General features: G+C 63.7%; 18 protein-coding genes and 2 pseudogenes. 9 read left to right on the top strand and 11 right to left on the bottom strand.

The features are described 5' to 3' along the window. The first annotated feature begins 344 nt into the window (after positions 1 to 344). On the top strand, positions 345 to 3,203 hold the full coding sequence (locus tag LMF57_RS01395; protein ID WP_229290568.1) for a TonB-dependent receptor: 2,859 nt from the start codon (positions 345 to 347) through the stop codon (positions 3,201 to 3,203). Positions 3,204 to 3,338: 135 nt separating this feature from the next. Here the strand turns inward: LMF57_RS01395 and rarD are convergent, their stop codons facing one another. Together rarD and yedA are read right to left on the bottom strand one after the other, a co-directional pair. Next, positions 3,339 to 4,238: an EamA family transporter RarD gene (rarD, locus tag LMF57_RS01390; RefSeq protein WP_117309308.1), complete on the bottom strand. Its 900-nt coding sequence runs from the start codon at positions 4,236 to 4,238 to the stop codon at positions 3,339 to 3,341. After that, positions 4,235 to 5,140 carry a drug/metabolite exporter YedA gene (yedA, locus tag LMF57_RS01385; protein ID WP_117309307.1) on the bottom strand — a complete coding sequence of 302 codons (906 nt, stop codon included), beginning with the start codon at positions 5,138 to 5,140 and terminating at the stop codon, positions 4,235 to 4,237. Before yedA ends, rarD begins: the two co-directional genes overlap by 4 nt. Before the next feature lie 221 nt (positions 5,141 to 5,361). Here yedA and LMF57_RS01380 point away from each other — a divergent pair, with 221 nt between their 5' ends. Further along, on the top strand, positions 5,362 to 6,696 hold the full coding sequence (locus LMF57_RS01380) for an MFS transporter (RefSeq protein ID WP_032978271.1): 1,335 nt from the start codon (positions 5,362 to 5,364) through the stop codon (positions 6,694 to 6,696). Positions 6,697 to 6,919: 223 nt separating this feature from the next. Here LMF57_RS01380 and LMF57_RS01375 read toward each other — a convergent pair whose 3' ends face one another. From LMF57_RS01375 to LMF57_RS01360, 4 genes are all read right to left on the bottom strand, one after another. Then, on the bottom strand, positions 6,920 to 8,572 hold the full coding sequence (locus LMF57_RS01375) for a M28 family metallopeptidase (protein WP_025878338.1): 1,653 nt from the start codon (positions 8,570 to 8,572) through the stop codon (positions 6,920 to 6,922). A 149-nt stretch (positions 8,573 to 8,721) separates the two neighbouring features. Beyond that, entirely contained in the window at positions 8,722 to 9,654 is a 933-nt protein-coding gene (locus LMF57_RS01370; RefSeq protein WP_229290567.1) for an MBL fold metallo-hydrolase, read from the bottom strand. Between the two features lie 149 nt (positions 9,655 to 9,803). Beyond that, a complete protein-coding gene (locus LMF57_RS01365; protein ID WP_208081568.1) occupies positions 9,804 to 10,112 on the bottom strand; it encodes a hypothetical protein in 309 nt (102 codons plus the stop codon). A 126-nt stretch (positions 10,113 to 10,238) separates the two neighbouring features. Next, positions 10,239 to 11,531 carry a tryptophan--tRNA ligase gene (locus LMF57_RS01360; protein ID WP_117309304.1) on the bottom strand — a complete coding sequence of 431 codons (1,293 nt, stop codon included), beginning with the start codon at positions 11,529 to 11,531 and terminating at the stop codon, positions 10,239 to 10,241. A gap of 108 nt (positions 11,532 to 11,639) precedes the next feature. On the opposite strand from LMF57_RS01360, the gene LMF57_RS01355 reads away from it, so the two are divergent. Next, on the top strand, positions 11,640 to 12,434 hold the full coding sequence (locus tag LMF57_RS01355; RefSeq protein ID WP_117309303.1) for a hypothetical protein: 795 nt from the start codon (positions 11,640 to 11,642) through the stop codon (positions 12,432 to 12,434). A 67-nt stretch (positions 12,435 to 12,501) separates the two neighbouring features. Here the strand turns inward: LMF57_RS01355 and LMF57_RS01350 are convergent, their stop codons facing one another. From LMF57_RS01350 to rocF, 3 genes are all read right to left on the bottom strand, one after another. Then, positions 12,502 to 12,723 (bottom strand): CsbD family protein, encoded by a 222-nt coding sequence (locus LMF57_RS01350; RefSeq protein WP_117309302.1) that lies wholly within the window; start codon positions 12,721 to 12,723, stop codon positions 12,502 to 12,504. A gap of 202 nt (positions 12,724 to 12,925) precedes the next feature. Continuing rightward, the gene (locus LMF57_RS01345; RefSeq protein WP_019661832.1) at positions 12,926 to 13,063 is read right to left on the bottom strand and encodes an entericidin A/B family lipoprotein; all 138 of its coding nucleotides are present in this window, start codon (positions 13,061 to 13,063) and stop codon (positions 12,926 to 12,928) included. Between the two features lie 167 nt (positions 13,064 to 13,230). Continuing rightward, positions 13,231 to 14,151, bottom strand: coding sequence for an arginase (gene rocF / locus LMF57_RS01340; RefSeq protein WP_229290566.1), 921 nt, complete (start codon positions 14,149 to 14,151; stop codon positions 13,231 to 13,233). A gap of 286 nt (positions 14,152 to 14,437) precedes the next feature. On the opposite strand from rocF, the gene LMF57_RS01335 reads away from it, so the two are divergent. Then, the gene (locus LMF57_RS01335; protein WP_154879135.1) at positions 14,438 to 14,887 is read left to right on the top strand and encodes a hypothetical protein; all 450 of its coding nucleotides are present in this window, start codon (positions 14,438 to 14,440) and stop codon (positions 14,885 to 14,887) included. 59 nt (positions 14,888 to 14,946) lie between these two features. On the opposite strand, the gene LMF57_RS01330 is transcribed toward LMF57_RS01335, so the two are convergent. Continuing rightward, positions 14,947 to 15,291: a DUF3011 domain-containing protein gene (locus LMF57_RS01330; protein ID WP_229290565.1), complete on the bottom strand. Its 345-nt coding sequence runs from the start codon at positions 15,289 to 15,291 to the stop codon at positions 14,947 to 14,949. 118 nt (positions 15,292 to 15,409) lie between these two features. On the opposite strand from LMF57_RS01330, the gene LMF57_RS01325 reads away from it, so the two are divergent. The 3 genes from LMF57_RS01325 to LMF57_RS01315 all read left to right on the top strand — a co-directional run bounded on the left by LMF57_RS01325 (position 15,410) and on the right by LMF57_RS01315 (position 18,360). After that, positions 15,410 to 16,372 (top strand): hypothetical protein, encoded by a 963-nt coding sequence (locus tag LMF57_RS01325; protein WP_229290563.1) that lies wholly within the window; start codon positions 15,410 to 15,412, stop codon positions 16,370 to 16,372. A gap of 497 nt (positions 16,373 to 16,869) precedes the next feature. Then, complete coding sequence (locus LMF57_RS01320) at positions 16,870 to 17,271, top strand: hypothetical protein (protein ID WP_229291351.1); 402 nt, start codon at positions 16,870 to 16,872, stop codon at positions 17,269 to 17,271. A 486-nt stretch (positions 17,272 to 17,757) separates the two neighbouring features. Continuing rightward, positions 17,758 to 18,360: a hypothetical protein gene (locus tag LMF57_RS01315; RefSeq protein WP_162887602.1), complete on the top strand. Its 603-nt coding sequence runs from the start codon at positions 17,758 to 17,760 to the stop codon at positions 18,358 to 18,360. 1,070 nt (positions 18,361 to 19,430) lie between these two features. Here LMF57_RS01315 and LMF57_RS01310 read toward each other — a convergent pair. Next, positions 19,431 to 19,805: pseudogene (locus tag LMF57_RS01310) on the bottom strand (Presumed portal vertex protein); the annotation flags it as partial. 23 nt (positions 19,806 to 19,828) lie between these two features. Between LMF57_RS01310 and LMF57_RS01305 the strand changes: the two are divergent. Beyond that, positions 19,829 to 20,356, top strand: a pseudogene (locus LMF57_RS01305) (integrase); the annotation flags it as partial. 302 nt (positions 20,357 to 20,658) lie between these two features. After that, positions 20,659 to 22,104 carry a HEPN domain-containing protein gene (locus tag LMF57_RS01300; protein ID WP_140226030.1) on the top strand — a complete coding sequence of 482 codons (1,446 nt, stop codon included), beginning with the start codon at positions 20,659 to 20,661 and terminating at the stop codon, positions 22,102 to 22,104. Positions 22,105 to 22,131: the final 27 nt, after the last annotated feature.

Genomic DNA, 22,131 nt, shown 5'->3' with positions numbered 1-22,131 from the left:
GCGTGGATCTACTGGCCCATCCACGCATGGCGTGGACGCCGACGTTGTTGCAGTAGATCCACGCCATGCGTGGATGGATGCGTGTACGCACGCAACAACGATTACAGATTGCGCAAACACCGCCGCTATCGGTGCCTCTGCCCATCGCAAACGCATCGCGCGTGACGTTGCGCACAGTGCACCTGTGGATTGTTGGTTGCGATTCATTTTCGCGGCGTTACAGCGCGCGCGGACAAACAGTTACCGATGAAAACACTCTAGAATCCGGCCCCCACGTTGGTTTGCAGCACCCCACGCGTCCATAGAACGGACGCATGTTTTTTCTGAAACACGAGATTTCACGGATGTCCCTGAAGACCACCCCGCTGCGCAACGCGATCGTCATCGCGCTGGCCGCCAGCTGCACCACGCCCGCTTTCGCACAGGAAGCCGGCGATACCCCCACCAACCTCGACCGCATCGAGATCACCGGCTCGCGCATCCGCCAGGCCAGTGTCGAGACCGCGCAGCCGGTGGTGGCACTCAACCGCGCCGACATCGAGAAGAAGGGCTACGTCAACGTTGCCGACATCCTGCAGGACGTCACTGCAGCCGGCGCACCGAGCCTGAGCCGTTCGTCCTCGCTGAGCTCCTCGCGCGATTTCGGTGGCATGTATGTCAGCCTGCGCAACCTCGGCCCGGAACGCAGCCTGGTGCTGATCGACGGCCGCCGCATGGGCGTCAGCGCCGGCGGTTACTCCGACCTGGCCTCGATTCCGTCGGCGATCGTGGAACGCGTGGAAGTGCTGACCGATGGCGCTTCGGCGCTGTACGGCTCGGACGCCATCGCCGGCGTGGTCAACATCATCACCCGCAAGAACTTCGACGGTGGCGAAGCCAGCGTCTATGTCGGCCAGTACGGTGAAGGCGACGGCCAGAAGCGCTCCTACAGCGCCACCTTCGGCAAGACCTTCGACCGCGGCTGGTTCAGCGTCGGCGCCGAGCGCACCAAGGAAGACGAGATCCTCGGCGATGCGCGCGAGTTCAGCCGCTACCCGGGGGGCCCGCGCCATGCCGACGACGTCGACGCGCTGAGCCCGACCACCCAGTGGGGCACGGTCACCGTCGGTGGCAAGCCGCTGACCGTGGGCCCGGGCGGCGACCCGAGCAGCGCCGGCAACTTCCACACGCCGGATCCGGCTGACGGCGCCAACGCCAAGACCAACATGAGCCTGCTGAGCGGCCTGGAGCGCACCTCGGTGTTCGCCAACGGCGGCTTTTCGATCACCGACAACCTGCGCATCGTCGCCGATGCGCTGTACAGCAAGCGCGAGTCGACCAAGCACCTGGCCGGCTACCCGTACTCGGTCTCGGCTGCGCAGTCGCGCAACGGCACGCGCGCTGCGCTGTCCAAGGACAGCACCTTCAACAAATGGGGCCAGGACGTGCTGTTCTCGCACCGCACCGAAGAGCTGCCGCGCGGTACCGAGAACACGCTGGAAACCAAGCGTGCCAGCCTCGGCCTGGAAGGCAGCTTCGAAACCGGTTCGCGCTACTGGGACTGGAACGTCAGCTACATGTACAACCGCAATGAAGGCGAGCGCGTTGGCACCGGCAGCATGTACCAGCCGAACGTCAACCTCGCCGTCGGCCCGTCCTTCATGGACGGCGACGTGGCCCGCTGCGGTACGCCGGGTGCGGTGATCGCTGGCTGCGTGCCGTGGAATCCGGCTGCACCGATGGGCTACACCGGCCCGGGCTCGCTGGGCAACCAGGACGTGCAGGACTACCTGTTCACCCGCTTCGTCGACAAGATGCGCAGCACCACCAAGGTCGCCAGCGCCAACATCTCCGGCTCGCTGTTCACCCTGCCGGCCGGCGACATCATGGGCGCGATGGGCGTTGAGCACCGCAGCGAAGAAGCCAGCTACACCCCCGACCTGATGGTGCAGAAGGGCCAGATCGCCGGCACCACCGGCCAGCCGACCCGTGGCGACTACTCGCTCAACGAGGTCTACCTGGAAATGCAGGTGCCGCTGCTGGCCGACATGGCCTTCGCCCGCGAGCTGTCGCTGGACCTGGCCGGTCGCTACACCGACTACAACACCTTCGGTTCGACCACCAACAGCAAGTTCGGCCTGAAGTGGAAGCCGATCGACAGCCTGCTGGTGCGCGCCACGTACGGCACCGGCTTCCGTGCACCGACCTTGGACGATCTCTACGGCGGCGCGGTTTCCAGCCGCGATTCGTTCACCGATCCGTGCGATACGAAGTTCGGCATCGCCGCCAGCAGCCCGACCGTGGCAGCACGCTGCCAGGCGCTGAACGTGCCCGCCAACTTCCGTCAGCAGACCGGTTCGGACGGCAACCTTGCCAACCGCCCGGGCCAGCAGGCCACCTCTGATTTCAACTCCGGTTCCAACCCGGAACTGAAGCCGGAAACCGCCAAGACCTGGACCGTCGGCCTGGTCTACAGCCCGGAATTCGTGCAGGGCCTGGACGTCAGCCTGGACTGGTGGAAGATCCGCATCGACAACGCCATCGTGGGCGAGTCGGCTACCGACATCCTCAACCAGTGCTACGTGCAGGGCGTGGATTCGGCATGCGGTCGCTTCACCCGTTCCACCGCTGCGGCCACCCGCGGCCAGGTTTCGGCGCTGGATCGTTCGCTGGTCAACGCCGGCTACCGCGAAACCGCCGGCTATGACATCGGTGTGCGTTACCGCCTGCCGGAAACCGCCTACGGCAAGTTCGCCATCAACTGGAACACCACCTACACCGACTACCTGGAGCAGCGCAACGACAGCGCCGCCACCACCCCGGTGGAGCAGCGCGTGGGCTGGGCCGGTGACTTCCGCGTACGTTCGACCTTCAACCTGGATTGGCAGTACGGCAACCTCGGCATCGGCTGGACCGCCCGTTACTACTCGGGCATGAAGGAAGCCTGCTCGTACGACCTGGGCGGTGGCCCGGACTGCAACATGGCCGACTTCGTTTCGCCGTATACCGATGCACAGCCGAGCCGCAAGGTGGGTTCCAACACCTTCCACGACCTGCAGGTGCGTTACAGCCTGCCGTGGGATGGCACTGTGTCGCTGGGTCTGAACAACGTGTTCGACCACCAGGGTCCGATCATGTACAGCCAGCCCAACAGCAGCTTCACCTACTACGGTGGCTTCGACATCGGTCGTTTCATGTACATGAAGTACCAGCAGCGCTTCTAAGCCTGCAACCGCGTTCCCGCCCCGGCCAACTCTCTCCTGGCCGTGGATGGAAGCAGAACGGCGCCCCTCGGGGCGCCGTTCTTTTTTGCGGGGTCGGATCCCTTTGCATCGCGAAGGGATCTGACCCCGGAGGCGCTACCGTTTCGCGCCGCGCATCGCCCGTACGTTGTCACCGACGTACAGGACCAGGCCGGCCCAGATCGCGGCAAAGCCGATCGCCTTGGCCGTGTCGAACGCTTCGTGGAAGAAGAACACGCCCAGCAGCAGCTGCAGGCTCGGTGCGATGTACTGCAGGATGCCGACCAGCGACAGCGGGATGCGCTTGACCCCGTAGGCGAAGCCGATCAGCGGCACCGCCGTGATCACCCCGCCGAAGATCAGCATCAGGTCGTTGGCCCAGCCCCAGCCACCGAAGAAGCCACCGCCATGGCCGTTTTCCGACCACAGCGCGAAGCCCAGCGCGGGCAGGAACAGGTACAGGCTTTCAACGCCCAGGCCGGCCACCGGATCGACCGACACCAGCTTGCGCAGCAGGCCGTACAGGCCGAACGAGCACGCCAGGCCCAGCGCGATCCACGGCGGCGTGCCCGCATCGATGGTCAGCCAGGCCACGCCCACCGCAGCGATGGCCACCGCCAGCCACTGCACGCGGCGCAGGCGCTCCTTCAGCACCAGCACGCCCAGCAGAACGTTCACCAGCGGGTTGATGAAGTAGCCCAGGCTGGTTTCGATCACATGCCCTGCGTTGATCGCCCAGATGTACAGGCCCCAGTTGAAGGCGATGGTCAGGCTCGATACCGCCAGGATCGGCAGCGCGCGCGGTTGCGCGGCGATCTTCTTCCACCAGCCCAGCCGCGAGGCGATCAGCAGCCAGGCCACCACCAGCACAGCGCTCCAGATGATGCGATGGGCAATGATCTGGAACGAGGGCACTTCGTTGAGCAGATGCCAGTACACCGGCACCAGCCCCCACAGCACGAAGGTGGAGGCAGTGATCAACAGGCCCCGTCGCTGTTCTTTCTCGTCCATGCTCATCGCTTGCGTGTCCTTGCCATCGTCAGTACCACCACACCCAGAAGTATCACCGCCATGGCCAGGAAGTCGCGCCAACCAAAGCGTTCACCATTCAATGCAGCCCCCAACAGGACAGCAATCACCGGATTGACGTAGGCATAGCTGCCGGCCAGCGCCGGGCGCACGTTCTGCAGCAGCCAGACGTAAGCGGTGAACGCCACGATCGAACCGAACACGCACAGGTAGGCCATCGCCAGCAGGCCACCGCTGTCGGGCAGGGTGGTGGGGCGCTCGCCGACGACCAGGCCGATCAGCACCAGCAGCACGCCACCGCAGATCATCTGCCCGGCCGCCGTCATGAACGGCCCCGGCAGGTCCTGCCCGCGTGCCCACACCGAGCCGAACGCCCAGCCGACCGGCGCGATCAGCAGCAGCACCAGCCCAGTGGGCGATGCGGTCAGGCTGCTGCCGGCGTTGAGCCAGACCACGCCGACGAAGCCAACGGCGATGCCCAGCCATTCGCCCTTGCTGGCATGCTGCCCGCGCAGGGCCGAGAACAGCGCCATCCACAACGGCACCGAGGCCACCGCGGTAGCGGCCAGGCCGGATGACACCTCGCGTTCGGCCAGCACCACCATGCCGTTGCCCAGCACCAGCATGGTCACGCCCATGATGGCGAGGTTGCGCCACTGCCGCAGGCTCGGCCGCGGCATCTTCCAGAACAGGCGCAGCGCCAGGTACATCAGGCCGCCGGCAATGATGAACCGGCTGCCGGAGACCATCGTCAATGGCAGCGCGCCGCCATGCAGGGCCTTGGCGATACCCAGGTAGGTCGAACCCCAGACCACATAGACCAGCAGCAGTGCCAGCACGACAAGGCCGCCCCGTGGGGCAGCCGCAGACGGAACGGGGGGAGCCGACATGACACACCAGGGCGCTGGGGGAACACGGATTTTAGGACGTTTTGGTTATGGTCCGGCAGCCCATGTAGTGGCACGCTGTCATCCATCCATGCCCCGCCCGCCCCTTCCGGCACCCGGCGTTGACGTGGGTTGCAGTACCAAGGAGGCTGGCCGGCAGCGCACCGCGCGCCTGGCAGCGCAATTTCCCGCATGGACGCACCGCATCGAGGATCCCCACCCGGATGAGCACTACGTCCCAATCCGCTGTCCCCAGCACCGACGGCGCCGCCCTGCGGCGTTCCATCTCCAACACCCTCAAGGGCTCCGCCGGCAACCTGGTGGAGTGGTATGACGTCTACGTGTACTCGGTGTTCGCCGTGTACTTCGAATCGCAGTTCTTCTCGCCTGAAGACAAGAACTCCACCCTGTACGTGTGGGCGATCTTCGCCGCGACCTTCCTGATGCGCCCGATCGGTGCCTGGTTCTTCGGTCGCTTCGCCGACCGTCATGGCCGTCGCCTTGCGTTGACCGTGTCGGTCACGCTGATGGCCTTCTGCTCGTTCATCATCGCCATCACCCCCACCGCTGCCAGCATCGGCATCTGGGCGGCGATCATCCTGCTGTTCGCGCGCCTGCTGCAGGGCTTCGCCACCGGTGGCGAGTACGGTGCCAGCGCCACCTACATGTCCGAGGCCGCCATTCCGGGCCGCCGCGGCTTCCTGTCCTCGTTCCACTACGTCACCCTGGTGGGCGGCCATGTGCTGGCCCAGCTGACCCTGTTCGTGATGCTGACGTTCTGGGCCAAGCCGGAAATCTCCGAATGGGGCTGGCGCATCGCCTTCGGCATCGGTGGCATCGCCGCCGTGGTCGTGTTCTGGCTGCGCCGTGGCATGGACGAGTCGCTGTCGGAGTCCTCCATCGAAGCCGCGCGCGAGGGCAAGGACAAGAAGTCCGGCTCGATGTACGAACTGTTCGTGCACCAGTGGCGTCCGCTGCTGCTGTGCTTCCTGATCACCGCCGGTGGCACCATCGCCTTCTACACCTACTCGGTGAACGGCCCGAAGATGATCCAGAGCGCCTTCGCCGGCAACGACCCGATGACCGGCACCCTGATCAACCTGGGTGTGCTGGCCTTCCTGATGGTGCTGCAGCCGGTGGGCGGCTGGCTGTCGGACATCATCGGCCGCAAGAGCCTGCTGGTGTTCTTCGGTGTGGGCGGCGTGCTGTACAGCTGGTACCTGATCACCCAGCTGCCGCACCAGCACGATGCCACCCTCGCCTTCCTCACCCTGGCACTGGGCTTTGTCATCCTCACCGGCTACACCTCCATCAACGCCGTGGTGAAGGCAGAGCTGTTCCCCACCCACATTCGTGCGCTGGGCGTGGGCTTCGGCTATGCATTGGCCAACTCGCTGTTCGGCGGCACCGCGCCGCTGCTGTACCAGGGCGCATTGAAGACCGGCCACGTGGACTGGTTCGCCATCTACGTCACCGCGACGATCGCGGTATCGTTGGTGGTCTATGTGTTCTTCCTCACCAACAAGGGCCCCAACTGGCTCGACGGCACGCGCAAGTAAGCGCGCCGTAGTGATCGCGGCCACCGGTGCAATGCCGGTGGCCGCCGCGTGGCTGGAGATGCGGTAGTGCCGGCCGCTGGCCGGCAACTGCACATCCTTTCGGAAGGTTCATGAGGTTGCCGGCCAGCGGCCGGCACTACCATGCGTTTGGGGGTTGCCGGCCAGCGGCCGGCGTTGCCGTGCGTTTGGAGGTTACCGGCCAGCGGCCGGCATTGCCGTGCGTTTACCGGCGGGCGGCTTCGCTCTTCTCGCGGGCGCCGTGGAATTCCGATTCCTTCTCCCACTGCGGCCAGCGACGGCTGTTGGCCAGTTCGGCGCCCAGGTCGTAGACCAGCAGGGTGTCGGCCGCGTGGCCCGCCGGATCCCAGCTCGGCGTCCATGCATCGCAGGCCTGGTGGTAGCAGTCGGCGAAGTACTTCTCGCGCAGCGCGCGACCGGCCTCGACGCCGCCCTCAAGCTTGTCCAGGCCCGGGCCGATGGTGATCGCCGGCACGCCCAGGCGGGCGAAGGCGAAGTGGTCGGCACGGTAGAAGAAGCCGGCTTCCAGGTTCGGATCCGGGCTGTAGCTGCGGCCACGGGCCTTGGCCACGCGTTCCAGGTCGCCTTCCAGCGACACCCGCCCCTTGCCCCACGAGGCGATGTCACGGGTGGCACCATCCGGGCTGAACATTTCGATGTTCAGCACCGCAGCGGTCTTGTCCAGCGGCGCCAGCGGGTGCGCGGCGTAGTAGCTGGCGCCCAGCAGGCCCTTCTCTTCGGCGGTCAGGGCGACGAAGTACAGGGTGCGCTGCGGCTGCGGGCCGGCGGCGAACACCCTGCCCAGTTCCAGCACGGTGGCCACGCCGGTGGCGTTGTCGATCGCACCACGGCGGATGCGGTCGCCCTTGGCGTCGGCCTGGCCGATGCCGAAGGCATCCCAGTGCGCCGAGAAGATCACCGCCTCATCGGCGTGCTCGCCGCCGGGCAGCTTGGCCACCACGTTGCGGGTCACCACCTGCTCGCGCTTGAGCGCGAAATCGACGCTCAGCTTCGCGTTGTCCAGCGCAACCGGGCGGAAGTCCGCACTCATCGCCTTGCGCTTCTCGGCATCGAAATCCAGGCCGGCGTCGGCAAAGATCTGTTCGGCCAGCTCACGCTGCATCCAGCCACGCAGCGGCGTGTGCTGGGCCATCGCCTCGGCCTGGCCGCGCTCGATGTCGAACAGCGGCGAGGTGCCCGAGCTCTTCACCGTGGCCCAGCCATAGGCGGCCGGTGCGGTCTCGTGCACGATCAGCACGCCTTCGGCACCCCGGCGCGCGGCTTCCTCGAACTTGTAGGTCCAGCGGCCGTAGTAGGTCACCGCCTTGCCATCGAACGCACCTGGCGCGTCGGCTTCAAAATCGGCATCGTTGATCAATACCACGGCGATCTTGCCGTGCAGGTCCACGTCCTTGTAGTCATTCCAGTGGCGCTCGGGCGCGTCGATGCCGTAGCCGACGAACACCAACGGCGCCTCCTTGATCTGCACGCGCTTGCGCGGCTGCAGGCTCTGCAGGGTCACGTCCACGCCATTGGCCAGCGCGCGCTTGCCGCCCTTCAGGGCAAGACTGGCCTTGGCCTGGCCGTCCAGCTGCGCGCGCACCAGCGGCACCGGCTGTACCCAGCTGCCGTCCACGCCACCCGGCTGCAGGCCATAGCTGCGGAACTGCTCGATCAGGTACTGCACGGTGCGTTCTTCGCCTTCGGTGGCCGGTGCACGGCCTTCGAATTCGTCCGATGCCAGCACGCGCACATGACGCGACAGCGCCTGCGGATCGATGCCGCCGCCGGGCAGGTCATTGGCCGCATGGGCCAGGCCACCGACGAACAGGCAGGACGACAGCAGCAACACGCGCATCGGGTTCACGGCAACACCACGGCTAGCTTGAAAGTCACCAGAGTGTAACGTGGTCGTGACATCGCGGCGCGGCCCGGGACCGTGCCATCCACGCATGGCGTGGATCTACCAGGGGCGCAGCGGATCTCCGTCGCCAGGGCGTGCGCAGGTCAGCGCGATGCACGGTCCAGCCAGCAGGCCAGGCCCTGCGCATTGAGTTCGATATCCATCGCCAGTACTTCGCTCACTGCAGCCTGGTCCAGCGCGCAGCCATGCTGCTGTGCACGCTCCAGGTACAGCGCCTGCAACGCGGCCAACAGGCAGCGATGGCGATCGGGGCGACCGTCGCACTGGCGGCCGATTGCCGCCATCGCATCGATCTGTTCGAACAGATCCTCGGCCAGCTTTTCGACCTGTTCCACACGACCATAATGGGTCAGGTACATCGCCTGCGGTGCGTAACCGAGCATGCGCTGGATCGACGCCTTCATCGCGTCCGGATCGAACTGCACCGGCGATGAGGTGGGGAAGATGAAAGCGCCCTGCGCACTGTCCAGCTCGCGGTAGGAGATACCGAAGGTATCGCCGGTGAACCAGCTGCGGCTGCGCGCATCCCACACGCAGTAGTGGTGCAGCGCGTGGCCTGGGGTATGCAGCAGCACCAGCTCGCGGCCGGCGAGGTCGATGCGCTGGCCGTCGTCAGCCACCACCACGCGCTGCTCGGGAATCGCTTCGATCCGGCCATAGCTGCGGGCGATTTCCTCAGCGCCATAAACGGCCGTGGCTCCGGCGATCAACCGGGTCGGATCGATCATGTGCGGCGCGCCGCGCGGGTGCAGCACCGCACGCGCATTGGGCAGCTGCTGCATCAGCAGGCCAGCGCCACCGGCATGATCCAGGTGCACGTGGGTCAGCAGCAGCCAGTCCACCGCCTCCACGCCCAGCCCGTTGTCGGCCAGGGCCTGCAGCATCGCTGGTACCGACAGGCCGGTACCGCAGTCGACGAACGCAGCACGACCATTTTCGATGATCAGGTAGGCGGCATCGAAATCAGGCCGTTGGAAACCGGTATCGATGGTGTGGATGCTGGGATCTGCGGTCATCGACGCGCACCTGGCAGGATCGGGAACAGACACCCATGGTAGGCGCGCCGGCATGGCGTGATCGATGCGGCTTTGGTCGGATGGTGCCGGCCACTGGCCGGCAACCCCGGGTTAGCCAGTTGAATGCAGTTGCCGGCCAGCGGTCGGCACTACCGATCAGCCTGGCGCAATGCAAATCGCGGCCGCAGCAGCAGCGCCAGTACCAGCACCGCCAGGAACGCGCCATAGGCATACAGCACCGCCAGCACCTGCGGCCAGATCGGCCCGGCGCCCGGTTGTACCAGACCGATGTGGTGGCCCCACAGCATCGCCACGATGCTCAGGGCCAGCGCCATTGCCAGCGCAGCGCCATCGAACAGGCGTCGCCGCGCGCTACGCGGCTGGCGCGGAAACAGCCAGTACAGGCTGCCCAGCAGGATGAACCAGGGCAGGAACAGCAGCAGCGACAACCAGGCCATTGCAGACTCCATGTCATCGCGCCGAAGGCGCGCGCACATCATGCCATGGGTGCACTGCCGTGGTAGTGCCGGCCGCTGGCCGGCATTTCGCCCTCAACAGCGCCGACCAAGGTCGGCATCTACCGATCAGTCGGCGCGCAGCACAGCCAGCGCCGCCAGTACCGCATCCACCTCGGCTTCCAGCTTGAACAGATCGCTCTGCAGCTGGTCACCCTGCTCGGCCTGCTTCAGCACGGCGATCAGCTGGCCGGCATCGCGCGGCGAGTCGAAGCCTTCGCTCTGGATCAGCAGCGTGCCGTCACCGGCGGTGAGCTTGAAGTAGAAACGGCCGTCCTTCTCGCGGTACTGCTTGAACAGCGGCGGAGCGGCGCGGGCTTCACCGGCATCTTCGCTGGCGATGTTGCCGGCATCGGACAGATCACGCAGGCCCACCGCATGGCGCAGTTCTTCCAGCAGCGGTGCTGCCAACTGCTCACGCAACTGCTGGCCACGGCGCTTGAGCAGTGCTTCGATCTTCTCCGGCTCGGCCATCAGCGCGTTGTAGCGCTCGCGCAGTGGCGACAGTTCGCTGTCGATGCGCTCGAACAGCTGCTGCTTGGCATCGCCCCAGCTGATGCCATCGGCGAAGGCCTTGGCGAAGGCAGCGGTCTGCTCCGGGGTGGCGAACGCCTGGTACATCTGGAACAGCGCCGAACCTTCGGTGTCCTTCGGCTCGCCCGGGGCACGCGAGTCGGTCAGGATCGAGAACACCAGCTTCTTCAGCTCCTCGCGCGGCACGAACAGCGGAATGGTGTTGTGGTAGCTCTTGCTCATCTTGCGGCCATCCAGGCCCGCCAGGGTTGCCACCTGCTCGTCGATCACCACGTCCGGCAGCGGGAAATATTCCTTTCCGTACACATGGTTGAAGCGCTGGGCGAAGTCGCGCGCCATCTCGATGTGCTGGATCTGGTCACGGCCCACCGGTACCTGGTTGGCCTTGAAGATCAGGATGTCGGCCGCCATCAGCACCGGGTACATGAACAGGCCGGCGCTGACACCTGCGTCCTCGTCCTGGCCTTCCTCCCGGTTCTTGTCCACCGCCGCCTTGTAGGCATGGGCGCGGTTGAGGATGCCCTTGCTGGCGATGGCGGTCAGGAACCACATCAGCTCGGTGGTCTCGCGGATGTCACTCTGGCGGTAGAACCACACGTGTTCCGGGTCCAGGCCACAGGCCAGCCAGCTGGCAGCGATCTCCAGGGTCGCGCGCTGGGTGCGCTGCGGGTCCTGCGACTTGATCAGGCTGTGCAGATCGGCCAGGAAGAAGAAGCTCTCGATGTCCGGCGCGCGGCTGGCCGCAATGGCCGGGCGGATGGCGCCAACGTAGTTGCCCAGGTGGGGCGTGCCGGAGGGGGTGATGCCGGTAAGGACTCGGGTCGTCATGACTGCGTGCGGAAACCTTCTATGAACGCGGCCAGTTTACCGTGCACACGGTCAACCCCGTCAGGGCCTCCGGCGCGTTCATTCACCCAACCCCGCTGGAGACGCCCGATGAAACGCCTGCTGCCCCTGCTGCTGATCCTGCCCCTGGCCGGCTTCCGCCCGGCTCCGCTGCCCCCGCCGATGCCGCAGGACGGCCCGGTGCGCGTGGCCTTGGTCGACCGCGACCGCGGTACCGAGCTGCGCAGCTACCCGGCCGACGGCCAGCGCTGGGTGGCCGGTGAGCGCGGCCACCGCTATGCCGTGCGCCTGTACAACGACAGCCCGCGACGGGTGCTGGTGGTGCTGTCGGTGGACGGGGTCAACGCCATCTCCGGCGAAGACGCCGATCCCTCGCAGACCGGTTACGTGCTCAACCCTGGCCAGCGCGCCGATATCACCGGTTGGCGCAAGACCCAGGACGAAGTGGCCCAGTTCGTCTTCAGCAGCCCCAGCGGCAGCTATGCCAGCCGCACCGGCCGCCCGGACAACGTCGGCGTGGTCGGCGTGGCGGTGTTCGAGGAAGCACGTCGCTGGCGTCCAGAACCGATCCTGCGCCGTGGCCTGCCGGTACCTGCGCCGGCCGCCGAGGCCGCAGCCGATGCGAGTGCCAGCCGCATCGAAGGCTACGCCACGAAGTCGCCCGCGCCGGCGCTTGGCACCGGCCACGGTGCACGTGAGCGTTCATCGGTGCGCGATACCGATTTCGAACGCGCCACCCGCAGCCCGGCACAGGTGCTGCAGCTGCGCTACGACAGCGCCCGCAACCTGCGTGCACGCGGCATCCTGATCGATCCGCCCTCGCGCCTGGACCGCCAGCCGCAGGCCTTCCCCAACCGCTACGTGCCCGACCCGCCGGTACGCTGATCTCCCCACAGCACGACGCCCGCACCGGTAGGGTGCGGGCGTCGGACGTGGGAGAAGAAGCCGGGTGTTACTTGTAGTCCGGATAATCCTTGCGCACGCTGGCCTCGAAATCACGGACCTCGCTCTCGGCGCGGTCCTTGGCCCAGCCATAGCGCTCCTGCAAGCGGCCCGCCAGATATTCGGCATTGCCCTCTGCCACATCGAAGTCGTCGTTGGTCAGATCGCCCCACTTGGCCTGAGCCTTGCCCTTCAGCTGCGACCACTTGCCGGAAATGATGTCTTTGTTCATTGCTGGAACTCCTGGGTTGCAACGGCGTTCTTACCGTGCATCCAGCCTGCCGCATCAGCTGTTGAAGAGCGGTCAACCCGTAATGAAATGCATGCTCACCTGCTTGAATGGTTCACCGCTCCGAAGGAATCCCGCGGACAGACGCGCATGAAAAAAGGCCGGGAAGATCCCGGCCTTTTCCGTAGTGCGCACCACCTCAGGCTCAGTTGCCCTTGGCGGCATCCTCAACCTTCTCACCAGCCTTCTGCACGTCCTTGCCGGCACCGGCAACGGTGTTGCAACCGGCCAGCAGGGCCACCGAGAACATCGACAACAGCATCAGGGCAACTACGCGCTTCATGGGCTTCTCCTTGGGTTTGCCGCTACACCGCTCAATCACGGGGTTCGGTTGTATTGATCGGGGCGGCAGGCTGGCTCGAAGCAAACACTGCCGCGTGAGGTGCAATCTGGCGGCAGGGGCGTGGAGCGCGTGTGAACGGTTCGTCCAACCGTTCAGGCTGGATCCTCTCAGTCGCGCATCAGGGTCGATTTCCCGAACAGGCTTTCGACCAGGTCCACGGCCAGTTCGGCGGTGCTGTTGTGGTTGTCCAGCAGCGGATTGAGTTCGACGATATCCAGCGAGCCCATGCGGCCACTGTCGGCGATCATCTCCATCACCAGCTGCGCTTCGCGGTAGTTCACCCCGCCCGGCACGGTGGTGCCCACGCCCGGGGCGATGCTCGGGTCGAGGAAATCGACGTCGAAGCTGACGTGCAGATGGGTGTTCTCGTCGATGCCGGCCAGCGCCGCTTCCACGGTGCGCTTCATGCCGTTCTCGTCGATGTAGCGCATGTCGTAGACATCGACTTTGTGGGTCTTGATCAGGCGCTTTTCTTCCGGGTCCACCGAACGGATGCCGATCTGGTGCACCTGCGAAGGCTTGATCGCCGGTGAGGTGCCGCCCAGCCTGGTCAGCGCATCCGGGCCGAGGCCGCACAGGCAGGCCACCGGCATGCCGTGGATGTTGCCCGACGGGGTCACTTCACTGGTGTTGAAATCCGAATGCGCATCCAGCCACAGCACGCGCAGGTCCTTGCCCTGCTCGCGGCACCAGCGCGCGACGGCAGTGATCGAACCGATGCCCAGGCAGTGGTCACCACCGAGCATGATCGGCATGCGGCCGGCCTGCAGTTCGGAGTAGCTGGCTTCCATCAGCGCGTGGTTCCACGCCACTACTTCGTCCAGGTGACGGTAGCCCTGCACCGGCGCTGTCCACGGGTTGCGCGGGCCGTCCAGGTTGCCGAGGTCGCGCACGTCCACGCCACGCGCTTCCAGTGCTTCGGGCAAGCCGGCCACGCGCAGGGCTTCCGGCCCCAGCCGGGCGCCGCGATGACCCGCCCCGATGTCGGTGGGGACGCCGATCAGGGTAACGGCGGGATGATGGGCCATGGGTGCCTCCTGCGAACGAAAAAGAAGCACAGTCTAGCCAGACGCATGTGACACCACTCGCGGCGGTGCAGCAGGGCTGCCCGTCGATCACCCATCCAGGCGGCCCCGATGACGGAGGTCGGCTTTCAGCCAAGCGTAGCGTCAGGAATTCCCTTTCCCGGGACAGGCTTCACACGCAGGTCGGTATCGGCTCTATCCATGGCCTGGTGAGGACAGAACAGTGGTCCCGCACGCGCGAACGGCGAAGTGCCAGTCCCATCACCCTCGGTCTTCGAAGGAACTTTCCATGAAACAGCTGATCCACCGCACTCTGTTGTTGTCCGTTGGCGTTGCATGCCTGGCATCCACCAGTGCTTGGGCCGCACCTCAGCGCGTGACATACGCGGTAACCAACGATGAACTTGCACTGCACCAACCTGAAGCCCGCGATGTTTTGACGTGGGTGGGCAGGCACGTCCGCCCGTCATTCGCACCTCTGGGTGCTGGCACGGTCCATGTCGAGCGTAGTGCCTTTTCTTCAGGGGCAGTCGCCCGAATGTCCGATCCTTCTCCTCCGGGAAAGCTGCCTGACAGCGGCTACCCAGGCGAACAGTACAAGGTCGAGAACACCTTGCCGGATGGCACGTACCAGTCGTGGGAATTCCGCTGGGTGGAACCCTCCAGCGGTCATGGCGGCGGCTGGGAGATGACCGGCTACCAGTTCAAGCGGGGCAATGACCCCGTCGAAATCCAGTAGCGCCGCTGCAGGGACAGGACCTGCCATCGCATGGCAGGTCCTGCGCTGTCACCTGTGACTCACCCGCCGCGACGTCGCAGTGGCGTCAGGCTCTGTACTTGGCAGTTGTTGCGCATCATGCACAGGAAGCGGCCCTCGGGATAATCGATGATCAGTTCCCGATAGTCGGTCCTGACCGGTAACTCGGTCACCAGCGTGCCCTGTGCGCCTTTGCTTGCGCTGCACGAACCGAGCGCGGTATCGCCCGCTGGCGCGTTGGCTGCGGCCTTGGACATGTTGCGGAACGTCGCGCGGCAGCCGCCATTGACCCAGACCGAATGCCGCGACAGGCCCCAGTTGCTTCCCTGCTCGCAACGGGTACGGCTGAGCTGGCGCACGATCTCCACATTGCCCCGCGTGTCCATGTCACAGGACACCTGGCGCTGGTCGGTGGATTCGCAGGTCACCTCGCGTGGCAGTGCTGCATCGTCATCGCGATCCTGATCACGGTGGTTCCTGCCCCCCTCCACGGCAGCCGCCGACGTGCCGTTGTTGCTGACCTGGCAGATGCCGTTGGCACCGCCGCTCGACCACGCACAGCAGCAGCTGCTGGCGCTGCAGCAACGCATCCATGCCTTCACCCTGGACGCCGCGGCCGAACATGAACTGGACATCCAGGGCCCAGCCAGCCCGCTGTGGGCAGCGCTGCAGGAGCGGGTGACCGTGGCGCCGTTGTACGGCGGCCTGCACGTGGAGTTCTTCGGCAACCCATGGGAAGAGCCATTCGCGTGGACGCTGGCCTGCCTGTCCGACCAGGGCGTGGCCGATGCGATCATGTCGCTGTCGTTCACCGGCCCGGACGAGGGTGCCAATGGCACGCGCGAATGGGAGTTCACCGCGCTGCTGGACAGCGATGTGCGTTTCCCACGCCTGCGCTCGCTGTCGATCTCCCCCACAGAACCGTCCGACCACAACATGTCGCTGGTGCAGCGCGCGGGCAGCCTGATGGAAGAAGACGGCGAGATCGCCCGCTTCGTTTCCAGGGCGCCGCACCTCAGCGAACTGGTGGTGCCGAATGCACCGGATGCCGCGTTCTTCGAGGTGCCGCTGCCGCACCTGCACAGCCTGCGCATCGGTGGTGGCTCGGACACGCAGCGCTTCATCGACAACCTTGCCGGATCACGCAACCTGCCTGCCCTGGGCCTGCTGGATTTTTGCGAATCGACGGAGCTGCAATTCGTCTGGGCTGATGCCCGTGAGACCGATGCGGTCACGCCTTTCGCGGCTTATGAGCGCTTGTTCGCCAGCCAAGCCTTCGATGCGCTGCACACCTTCCGGTTGCGAAACAGCGCGTTGGATGTGGCGCAGCTGCAGACGCTGCAGGCCATGCGCCCACGGTTGTCGTTCATGGTCATCCAGGCCGCGACGGGAGGCTATGTCAGCCATTTCGCCAAGGATGTGTTCCCGTGGCGGCATCTTGTGCCGGGTGATCCGGGGACGCGTTGATCGCCGCGCGGGTGCGTATGATGGTTGAGTGGGCCGCTTGGGGACGCGGTTAAGTTGGCTTGACACGGCACGGCGGCGTTACGCCGCACGATCGCGGCGCTCCGGCCTGTTTCAGGCTCCAATAGTACGCCGCGCAGAATGTCGTTTGTGCCTCGGGATTGGCCGCAACAAGCCAATTGCGATAATTCATTTTTCCTTTTAATCAGCGCGATGCCATCGGAACAATCGACTGGCAGCCCGTGATTCTGCGTGCGCATGATTAATTGCCACCCACAACTGGTGGCCGGGCTTCCAATCCCGAGTAGTCGATGATGTTTACGCTTGTCAGCCGGCGTCGCCTCTTGCAGGTGGCGCCGGCTGGCAATCCGTCTGCTGCCTTATGGCGGGCGGTGCGTGGGGGCCTTGTGCCCGCCGGTTCATCGACTCCGGTATTGGAAACCACGCATCGCCCGCCACCCTCTGCCGGTGGCGCCTCTGCCGCACCCGAGGATGCCCACATATCCGCTCCTGACTATCCCTATCTGACCGCCACGCTGGGCGAGGCCGCCGAACGCCTGCCCCCCGAGCTTGCGCAGCCGTTGGACGCCGCGTTCGCCGCCGTCGATGTCCCGGACCCGATCACGTTGCAAGGCTGCCTGCAGCGCATCCGCAACGGCGATGGTGCCGACGGTCAGCCGTGGCGCGGGCCAACGCTGACACCCGGCCAGGACATGGCCATGGCGCGCGCCGTCCGCGCCGCTGCCGGGCTGAGCACCTTGCTGGAAATATTCCACGCCGCCGAGCGCGTGCGGGTCGATGGAGGCGACGAGCAGCAGATCGGCGACGGAACGCGCGAAGGGCTGCTGCTGGCGTGCCGGGGATTGGCGGAGTATGTGGAGCTGCAGCTGCATGCGGCGTAGGCACACAGACACTAGCCGGCGCCATGCAACAAAGGGGCAATGGAGATTGTCGGGAGATGGTGCTTATCCGAATCGAACGGATGACCTACTGTTTACAAGGTAGTTGGAGTAAGCCCAAGAATCAATTGCCTAGACGGTTCTTTTTTCCCGGTCAGCGTTCGTGAAACTCAGGCGGTTGCTAGGGAGCGAGACAATTTTTCCCGGTGGCCTTCCAGCGCGTGAGCGGCACCGTGGACCACGGCGCGTGGAAAACGCACACAACGGGCCCTCGAGGATGGCCCCCGGCCTGGCCCACTCGCTGGGAGTCGAGACATTAGCGCTAGCCCGCGTCACGTACTAAGTCGTTCAGACACTGCATATACAATCGCCAATGCTAAACGAGATATTCATCACAGCCATCCGCTCACCATCGTGTTAGATATGTGAAGACGGCGTCGATTCCGTCACGATAATTGCGCGAATCCCTAGACTACGGAGAGATCTAGCATGGTCGTGAAAATTTCGAAGGTTTTAGCCCTTTCTGCAATGGCACTGAGCTCGGCGCTGATCTTGAGCGGATGCGCCATGAAAAGTGTAAGGGCCTATGGCGAATGCAGTGGAAAGCAAGCCGGGGGCGGTGAGTGCAAGGCTGGCGTGGAGGTGATCTGGGAGGGTGGCGGCGACGGCAAAAAGTCACTCTACAACTCTCTTTTGTCCACTCTAGATGTGCTTCCTGATGCGGCAACGTTCGAGTTGGATACTTCTGGCTCCACGATTCCCTATCCATCAGCTGGCAGTGCCGTCCTTCGTGTGAAGAATTCGGCAACCGGTGCAATCAGTGCATCGCAAACGTTCTCATGGGTGCGAACAGGGACAGTGATCCGAGTTGCGGATCCAAACGCTGTGAATGCGTGGATCTATGCCAATGTTGGCAATGGGGACTCCTTGTCCTACGATCTCGTACCATTCGACTCTGCCTATGGGAGTGGCCTGCAGGTAATAGCCGGCCAAGCTAAGCAAGAGGGCGTCACCAAGGCGAGTTACTATCTGGAGTTCGAAGGGCGCGACTGTGTTAATCATCCCTCGCCACATCTTTGCATGGAAATGTAGTATCCGTCGCCTTGAGCGGGCGCGTATCGCGCCCGCTTTCATGTTGGGATGAGATGCATCAGGTCGCACGCCTTCTATTCTATTTTTGCGCCGCCTGCCTTTCTGGCTGCGCAGCCAATGGACACCTGCCCAAAGGGTTGCCACCCACTGGATACACCGAAGTTGTTTCCATACCCCTAGGGCCATTCCGCTATTTCTATACTCGGTCCATTGTCCCCGGCCGACACGCCACTAGCTCCCCGCGAACCGTTCAATGCACAGGTACTGAGCGAGAAATTACCTTGAGGCTCACAGATGAGCCGTCAATCGACGTCCAGAAGCTCTGCACGCGGGTCGATGCGGCGGCAAGGTTCGCCGAATCTTGGATACCGGCCAGTTCCAACAAATATCGAATCCTTCTAGCGCCTGAAGGTATCGCGACAACCGTGCGGGCAAGATCTTTCGGCTGGTATTCAACCGGCAGAACTCTGGCACTCGCCGTACCGGTCCACGCGGATCGAGACAAGACCTTCGCCAATTTGGTTGATCTGGTTGCTCACGAGACCCTTCATGCACTAGGCCACTCAACAGGACATCCGCGAGCTTTGGACGAAAGAAGCGCCTACTACGCGGGGCTCTGCGCGCAACTTGAAATCAATGGCATCGTCATGGAAGAGAGCTTACCGGGAGCTCCCCTCGCCTCAGACGATCATGCGGTAGTCGATTCCTCGCAATCGGCGTATCGGGTCCGCCTAGAAACTTATCCCTTCTTGGAGAACGGGATCATTCAAATAGGATCAAGGAGTGGCGAGCTGATGCTGCTGAGGTGCCAGCAGATTCAAAGAGAAATAGCGAATCTTCGATAGATATAACTGGCTCAGACCTGGCAGACCGTGATCTTGCCAACGTCGTCGCGCAGTCGGTATGACGGGACTGATCGTGTCCGCCCAGCACCGCCCCAGGGAGGAGCTGGAGCCAACTGCGGCCAAGCTCCACGGATTGATTACCGCGTTTCAGAGCCGCTGGCAGGCATACACGAATCCGACTGACGGTCAGCGCCCGCTGCCGATGTGAGCTGCGTCGCATAAGGCTCAGGTAGTCGGCCCCAACTCGAAGGGATTGAATCGGATTACTTCATCGCCCAGCCACTCATTGAGCGCGGTCAGCCGCGTCTGCAGCGGCGATAGCTCCATCGCAGTCCACACGGTCGCCGCCTCGCGGATCGAGCCAAAGCCACCGCTGTTCTGCGGCACGATGCCCAGCAGCTGCGGCGGTGTCCGAAGGGACGCCAGCATGTCGTCACGGGTCACGCTCTTGATGCCGGTGAACTCATCCTTCGCAGCAACCTCGCTGACGGGAATCAGTTTCAACCCGTCCTTGCTCCCGCCCGGCGAGTGCAGGAACAGGTTGCGGAAATTGCCCGGTCCGCGCGACTCGCGAAGCGCGTTTCGGATGCCGTCCACATCATCCTTCTCGGTCAGCAAGTCGGTCAGGTACCGCAGGCAGCTGCCCCCCGTATCTCCCTGCAGTGATGGTGCTGGCCTACGCGGTTCGCTTGCGCGGCATTGAGGTGGACACTCTCACCGACGCCCACCTGCAGCATGAGGGCATCCGTAGCAACCGGCGTAAGGGGTCGCGCGACAACGTGGCCCTGTGGACCAAGGAATTACGCGCGGCTGTGACGTGGCTGCAGGGCTATCGGGACGAACGGATGCAGGCCCACGGCCGACCCATACCGATCAAACCGGAGCAGCGACGCCTGCTGGTTTCGGAGTCCGGCACCCCGCTCACGAAATCTGCTCTCGACAGCGCTTGGCAACGCATGGTCCGCCGTGCGATTGCTGAGGGAGTGATCGAGAAGGATCAACGCTTTGCGCTCCACGGCCTGAAACATCTGGGAATCACCGACAGCGAAGACAAGGGTGCTGGTGGCCGCGTAACGGAGGCCATGCGTCAGCTGTACGACCACTCCGTTCCGGTGGTCAAAGCGGCCGTGAAACCAAAAAAGCGCCGCTAATTTTCCCGGCAATTTTCCCGGTAGACGCAAGAAGGCCAGCGCACCGCGCTGGCCTTCTTCGTTGAAACCCCTGTTTTCAATGGGTTTCGGCGCTTCCGAAGTGGTGCCGCTTATCCGAATCGAACGGATGACCTACTGTTTACAAGATAGATAGACTTAGCTTTGAAATCAGTCGGTTAGATGGGTCATTTTTACCGTCCGGGCGCGTGAAACACTTGTTACACTTGATCATTCCCAGCAATTTTACCGCTCTCTACCGCCTCGATTCACGGACGCAGAAGGGCTTGAAGTAGGAACAAAAAATGGATGTTCTTCGGGATGGCGGGCTGTTTTGGCTGGGCGATGATGATCAAGTGCCGACGTCTTTGCCTCCTCAGGAGGGATGCGTCGCGGGCTTGTTGGAAGTAGCCGATGATGGGCAGATCACGCTCGACTTGATTGGAGTTCTTTTAGACGATGGCGAAGACGGCATCTGCCTTGGGATAGAGGAGGTCGGTCCACGCACCATTCGAGGACTTCTAAAGGGGACTGGCGAGCACGTTTTGCTTACCGGCGCCCGTCCCATCAAGATGCACTACACCGACCAGATATCTTCTCAGGTCATGCGTGCCACCGCCGTCTTGGTGTCTAAGCATCCCATCACCGTGAGTCAATTCACTGAACTCATGATGCCTCTTGAGGGATTTGAGGCTTGGGCTTACCCAGGGACTGTGAGCGGAGAACGGCCTGTGGGCGACGACGGTCAGCGCCACCTGCTTTCTCTGCGGTTGGCCCGCGACTGCGACCGAGTCTACGAAACGTCCTTTGGCCAGCTGACCTTTCAAACTGACTTTGGTGGCTACCTTCCCTCTTACGACAGTACGTCAGTTGATGTCTCCTTGAAGTCGCAGCTAGTGCTCTGCTTGTCTGCACACGCTAGCCTCGACCAGATCCTTGATTACTTCCGGGGATTTGAAGACCTCATCCTGCTTTTGAGTAACAGTTCGCGGTCGCTGCCCTGGCCGATAGCGAAGAGTGCATCACTCGATGGCCTAGTCCGCATCTATTACGCAAGGGCGAACCAGAACAGTGCCGTTTTCAACAGGCACCAATGCTGGCTAAGCTTGACTCGCCTGGGAGAAGATTTCGGTGCGGTGGTAAATCGTTGGTTCGAGCGTCGGCGAGAGCTGGGTCCAGGTCTGCATCTGTTCCTTGGCATGCGCCGCCCTCGGCCTATGTACATCGAACACAAGTTCGCCAACTTGGTGTGGGGCCTCGAGTCGCTGCATCGACGGCTATACGACGGCGACGTCGAATCGAATGAGAAGCTCCGACTCAAGGTTGAGAGGATCATTTCCGTCCTATCACGAGTGGAGTGGGCAAATGCAAGCGACAAGAGATATGCACTTGGAAAGTTCAAAAATGTTGAAGCGAGCCTCGCGGAGAGAATCGAGCAACTTCTGCTGAGCATTGGCCTGGGCTTCGATAACGAAAAGCTGCGCGAATTTTCGGAAAAGTGCGCAGACTTGCGCAACGATCTATCTCACTATGGTGGTGAACGTACCCCAGGGACATACTCGGATGTGATTGAGGGATACGTAGCGTTCTCGATTGCTCTAGGTCACCTTTACCACCTTCTCCTGCTTCATCTGGTCGGGATTTCTGACGTCCATATCCACTGGTTGGTGAACGAACATAGGGACCACGTGCGGCATCACCTTGCACGCGTCAACCTCGTCCCTCAGATGAAGGCTCCATCTGCGTCCTAGGGGAGCAGCGGCGAGCCTTCCTGATGC

Origin of the sequence: Stenotrophomonas sp. SI-NJAU-1 (genome assembly GCF_020883215.1) — a bacterium.
Classification (GTDB): domain Bacteria; phylum Pseudomonadota; class Gammaproteobacteria; order Xanthomonadales; family Xanthomonadaceae; genus Stenotrophomonas; species Stenotrophomonas indicatrix.
Note: the sequence above shows the minus strand (reverse complement) of the source record. Positions and strands in the feature narration are given on the sequence as shown.

Coding starts and splice junctions, on each gene's coding strand:
- LMF57_RS01355 (WP_117309303.1), top strand. CDS start 11,640: ATGAAACGCCTGCTGCCCCTGCTGCTGATCCTGCCCCTGGCCGGCTTC.
- LMF57_RS01395 (WP_229290568.1), top strand. CDS start 345: ATGTCCCTGAAGACCACCCCGCTGCGCAACGCGATCGTCATCGCGCTG.
- LMF57_RS01300 (WP_140226030.1), top strand. CDS start 20,659: ATGGATGTTCTTCGGGATGGCGGGCTGTTTTGGCTGGGCGATGATGAT.
- LMF57_RS01345 (WP_019661832.1), bottom strand. CDS start 13,063: ATGAAGCGCGTAGTTGCCCTGATGCTGTTGTCGATGTTCTCGGTGGCC.
- yedA (WP_117309307.1), bottom strand. CDS start 5,140: ATGTCGGCTCCCCCCGTTCCGTCTGCGGCTGCCCCACGGGGCGGCCTT.
- LMF57_RS01335 (WP_154879135.1), top strand. CDS start 14,438: ATGAAACAGCTGATCCACCGCACTCTGTTGTTGTCCGTTGGCGTTGCA.
- rarD (WP_117309308.1), bottom strand. CDS start 4,238: ATGAGCATGGACGAGAAAGAACAGCGACGGGGCCTGTTGATCACTGCC.
- LMF57_RS01360 (WP_117309304.1), bottom strand. CDS start 11,531: ATGACGACCCGAGTCCTTACCGGCATCACCCCCTCCGGCACGCCCCAC.
- LMF57_RS01350 (WP_117309302.1), bottom strand. CDS start 12,723: ATGAACAAAGACATCATTTCCGGCAAGTGGTCGCAGCTGAAGGGCAAG.
- rocF (WP_229290566.1), bottom strand. CDS start 14,151: ATGGCCCATCATCCCGCCGTTACCCTGATCGGCGTCCCCACCGACATC.
- LMF57_RS01315 (WP_162887602.1), top strand. CDS start 17,758: ATGGTCGTGAAAATTTCGAAGGTTTTAGCCCTTTCTGCAATGGCACTG.
- LMF57_RS01330 (WP_229290565.1), bottom strand. CDS start 15,291: ATGGACACGCGGGGCAATGTGGAGATCGTGCGCCAGCTCAGCCGTACC.
- LMF57_RS01370 (WP_229290567.1), bottom strand. CDS start 9,654: ATGACCGCAGATCCCAGCATCCACACCATCGATACCGGTTTCCAACGG.
- LMF57_RS01365 (WP_208081568.1), bottom strand. CDS start 10,112: ATGGCCTGGTTGTCGCTGCTGCTGTTCCTGCCCTGGTTCATCCTGCTG.
- LMF57_RS01375 (WP_025878338.1), bottom strand. CDS start 8,572: ATGCGCGTGTTGCTGCTGTCGTCCTGCCTGTTCGTCGGTGGCCTGGCC.
- LMF57_RS01380 (WP_032978271.1), top strand. CDS start 5,362: ATGAGCACTACGTCCCAATCCGCTGTCCCCAGCACCGACGGCGCCGCC.